The organism is Paenibacillus plantarum, assembly GCF_013141695.1.
Classification (GTDB): Bacteria; Bacillota; Bacilli; order Paenibacillales; family NBRC-103111; genus Paenibacillus_E; species Paenibacillus_E plantarum.
Genome location: NZ_WHNY01000070.1, coordinates 1 through 3,100, shown reverse-complemented (window position 1 = coordinate 3,100; position 3,100 = coordinate 1). Strand labels below are relative to the sequence as shown.

Annotated in this window: 3 protein-coding genes; 1 reads left to right on the top strand and 2 read right to left on the bottom strand. The window is 39.8% G+C overall.

Annotated elements, in window-relative coordinates; genetic code table 11:
* A partial coding sequence (locus GC096_RS26615) for a DUF3502 domain-containing protein (RefSeq protein ID WP_171634431.1) occupies nucleotides 1-468 on the top strand: 468 nt, incomplete at its 5' end.
* 155 nt (nucleotides 469-623) lie between these two features.
* Here the strand turns inward: GC096_RS26615 and GC096_RS26610 are convergent.
* Both GC096_RS26610 and GC096_RS26605 read right to left on the bottom strand, forming a co-directional pair.
* Nucleotides 624-1,517: a carbohydrate ABC transporter permease gene (locus GC096_RS26610; RefSeq protein ID WP_171634432.1), complete on the bottom strand. Its 894-nt coding sequence runs from the start codon at nucleotides 1,515-1,517 to the stop codon at nucleotides 624-626.
* A 32-nt stretch (nucleotides 1,518-1,549) separates the two neighbouring features.
* Nucleotides 1,550-2,539 (bottom strand): ABC transporter permease, encoded by a 990-nt coding sequence (locus tag GC096_RS26605; protein ID WP_171634430.1) that lies wholly within the window; start codon nucleotides 2,537-2,539, stop codon nucleotides 1,550-1,552.
* Between the last annotated feature and the right edge of the window lie 561 nt (nucleotides 2,540-3,100).

The window sequence follows — 3,100 nt, the reverse complement described above, 5'->3', positions numbered from 1 at the left end:
ATCGAATTGCTGAATACGAATGACGAGTTATTCCATCTCCTCGCTTTCGGTCAAGATGGGATAGATTATAAAAAGATTGGCGAAAAGAAAATTGACATGATCAAAGGCCAATACAATTTTAACTGGTATGAATGGGAAATCGGACAGTCTTATGGCAGGATGTTGTGGGATCAGAACACCGATGTCGAATCACGTGAAAAGTCGCTCAACATCGTTTATCAAGCTGATAAGACAGCAATGGTATCGCCTGTGATGGGATTTGTATTTAATACGGGACCCGTTAAAACACAAATGGCAAATGTTGACGCGACTTTGAAAGAACTTCTATATGCGCTCGATTCGGGCACGGCAGATCCTGACAAATATTATGATGAATTTATAAGAAAATTGAAGAATGCCGGGGCCGACGATATTATTGCGGAGAAGCAGAAACAGATCAACGAATGGAAGAAGCAGAATGGCAAGTAAGCATGAAGCAAAGAATGACAAGCTATACGATTAGCGGGACTTAAGGTCTGGGACGCTAAAAGCCCTAATCTGCAAGCTGAAGCCGGTACATTTACGGAGTCAGTTTGCAGATTAGGGCTTGTTCCATGTCTTTATTTAATAAACAATATTTACCATTATGATTTTACCGCTCCAAGAGTCAGCCCTTTCACAAAATATTTTTGCAAAAGAGGGTACGCTAATATGATCGGTCCAATTGATAGCATGCAGGTAGCCATTCTTGCGCTTTCTCCTGGAAGCATACCAATCGATTGTTCAATAGATCTAGAAGCGTTTGCGTTGCTTAGCAGCATCTGAATGTTTGTCATTAAGGACTGAAGCAAATATTGAAGATTATAAAGTTTATTGTTCTCTATAAACAACGAGCAGGTGAACCAGTCGTTCCAATAGGCGACAGAAATAAATAACCCGATAGTCGCAAGTACAGGCGTAGACAAAGGGAGTACAATCCGGAAATAAGTCCTGAATTCCCCCGAGCCGTCAATCCTCGCCGATTCAATGATTGCGTCAGGCAGCGATTTGAAAAAGTTGCGCATGATCATCACATGTACCGGAGATACAAGCATCACGACGATTAGAACAAAAAATGTATCCTTCAAGTGGAGGTATCTGGTTATCAAAATGTAGTAGGGAGCCAATCCTCCATTGAACAGAATAGTAAAGAACACAATGAACGCTATCTGATTCCTGTATTTGACTTCATTCCTGGAAATAGCATAGGACATCAGCGAGGTCACAAATAAATGAAGAAATGTGCCAACGACTGTGACGAGGATTGTAACCTTGTAAGCATTCAAAATGGTTGAAGTGCCGGAGAATACATACTGGTATCCTATGAGACTGAATAGTTTCGGTATCAGGTGAAATCCGTCGGTCACGAGTGATTTTTCATCTGTAAAGGAAATGGACAGTACCAGTAAAATAGGTATAAGGCACATCACACTATATACGGCGAACATTAAATTGATCAGAATCTTCGGTACTACATTCCATCCTGTGAAGGATATCATTTTCACTTTTACACGCTCCTCAAATTAGTACGCTAGAATAGCGAGCTATCGGAATCATATTTTTTGACCAGAGAGTTGGTTATCAGCACCAACACAAATCCAACAACTGCTTGATACAGTCCAACTGCAGATGACATACCGATATCGTTAACAGTGCGCAATGATCTGAAAACGTAGGTGTCGATAACATCAGTGGTAGAAAACAAAATCCCCGATTCCCGTGGCAGATTGTAAAATGCGCCCCAATCGCCAAGCCCACCATTGAAAATCTTCCCAAGCGAGAGGAGTAAAAGGATAATGACAACGGGCATCAATAACGGAATCGTAATGAACTTTGCCTTCTGCCACTTGTTCGCCCCGTCGATTTCAGCTGCTTCATAATAATCCGACGATATTCCCAGTAAAGCCGCAACATAAACAACCGAAGTATAGCCTACTGACTTTAAGATAAATGCCAACGGCATTATAAAACGCCAATATAACGGCTCACCATACCATTGTATCTCTTCTAATCCTAGTGATCTTCGAATCCCGTTCATTACCCCCTGGTCAGGGCTAAGCAAGGCGTACACAATATACTCTCCTACTACCCAAGATAGGAAAAACGGAAGCAACATCACACTTTTATAAAGCGATGTCCGTAAGCGGCTTCCGGTTTCCTGCAACAAGATGGCGAAAACAACGGAAATAACGGTAACTGTCACCATGATGACCAGGTTGTAAAAAATCGTATTAAACGTAACCCTCCATACCGCATCGGACTTGAAGAAAAACTCGAAATTTTTAAAACCGATCCATTTGCTGCCCCATACTCCCTTTATCGGGTTATAGTCCTTGAAAGCGATCACCGCCCCGAACATAGGCAAGTAACTGAATATGATGAAATAAAGCAATCCTGGCAGCGCCATGACGTAAAACGGCCAGCGTCTGAAAATTTCCATTAAAAAACTTTGCCGACGCACGGAGTTGGCCTTTTTGAAGCCATTCTTTACAGCAGTTGTGGCTGGTACATTGTTATTCATTTACCCACTCCTCATTCATGAAAGTCTTGTTTGGACATAATTCCACGATAGACGAAAAAAGAAAATCATAAAACAGTAAAAAGCATGTTTTCCTTTAATAATTCGTTATTACGGTTCTATAAAAAATAATGGTTTCTCTATTTTTTTTTGATATTAAGCTAGAATGAAATACTCAAGCTCAAAAGTTGGAGCTGGGATTCAAATATGATTTGAAAATTCTCCTCACATATTTTTAAAATAGATGCTGATTAAGGGATTGTATGAAATAGGTAAAAATTTCAAAGAAATTACATATTGATGAAATGTAAAGTTTTTGAAGAATCACAATAGTAAATTATCAAAGGAAACCATATTTTTTTCTGTATGAAAGATTATCGTAATTTATTATTGTGAGATTGCAGTCAATCGTATTTGCGCTTTTCCAAAGAAACTCAAATCGCGGATCAGAAAAAAGGAGGACAAAATGCTTAAACAGAAAAAGAAAATTGCATCAGTAATAGCTTTATCCCTTATTGTGCCCCTTACGCTCGCCGGATGTGGAACAGACACGAAACAAACTGA

Bases quoted from the DNA above. Each gene is read 5' to 3' on its own strand.
- GC096_RS26610 (WP_171634432.1), bottom strand. From the start codon at position 1,517: ATGATATCCTTCACAGGATGGAATGTAGTACCGAAGATTCTGATCAAT.
- GC096_RS26605 (WP_171634430.1), bottom strand. From the start codon at position 2,539: ATGAATAACAATGTACCAGCCACAACTGCTGTAAAGAATGGCTTCAAA.